Genomic DNA, 949 nt, shown 5'->3' with positions numbered 1-949 from the left:
TCTCCGGCGTAAGTGTTGTCGTCGCTGACGTAATCACATTCGGCGGTACCGCCACAGTCCGATATTGCCCTAATGTTTGGGCCAGTTCAGATAACACCGGCGACTGGAACAGGTCACGCACCGCCAGCGTCAGCCCCAGGTGACGCAGACGTTCAATCATCCTCACAGCAAGCAGAGAATGGCCGCCCAGCGCAAAGAAACTATCATGTCGGCTAATCTGTTCTATTCCTAACAGTTCATGCCAGATAGCCGCCAAGGCGATCTCCGTTTTCCCCTGAGGCGCTGCATAAACCTGGCGGGCAAAAGCCTCGCCGTCCGGTGCCGGTAGCGCCCGACGATCCAGCTTACCATTCGGCGTTAGCGGGAAGGCATCCAGCCGCACAAAGGCTGACGGTACCATGTAGTCAGGCAACATTTTACTCAGGTGAGTACGCAAACTATTCACCAACCCATCATCCCCTGGTGCCACTATATAGGCAACCAGCCGTTTGTCCTGTCCATCCCCCAGCGCCAGCACCGCCGCCTCACGCACCGCCGGGTGCTCTATCAGACGTGTCTCAATTTCCCCCGGCTCAATACGGAAACCACGGATTTTAACCTGCTGGTCGTTGCGGCCCAGGAATTCCAGGTTGCCATCCGGCAGGTAGCGAGCTAAATCCCCGGTACGGTACATACGAGCACCCGGTCGATCACTAAACGGATCTATCAGGAAACGTTCCGCTGTCAAGTCTGGCCGATTCAGGTAGCCACGAGCGACAGCGATTCCCCCTATGTAAAGTTCTCCGCTGACCCCCATTGGGACAGGTTTCCCGCGGGTATCGAGAATGTAAATCTGGGTATTGGATATTGGGCGGCCAATCGGTACGTTATCGGCAAAACAGCCCGAGTGATTGATATCAAACACCGTACAACCCACGACGGTTTCGGTTGGGCCGTACTCGTTGATGAT

The 949-nt window shown here is 55.8% G+C and carries 1 protein-coding gene; it reads right to left on the bottom strand.

Translation table 11 applies throughout. The annotated features are described in order from the left end of the window. Positions 1 to 949, bottom strand: a 949-nt coding sequence (locus tag EAE91_RS23530; RefSeq protein WP_214090549.1) for a non-ribosomal peptide synthetase, incomplete at both ends; no start/stop codon positions are given.

Source organism: Photorhabdus noenieputensis, from assembly GCF_018448935.1.
Taxonomy (GTDB): Bacteria; Pseudomonadota; Gammaproteobacteria; order Enterobacterales; family Enterobacteriaceae; genus Photorhabdus; species Photorhabdus noenieputensis.
The sequence above is the reverse complement of the archived record's forward strand: the minus strand, read 5'-3'. Positions and strand labels throughout refer to the sequence as shown.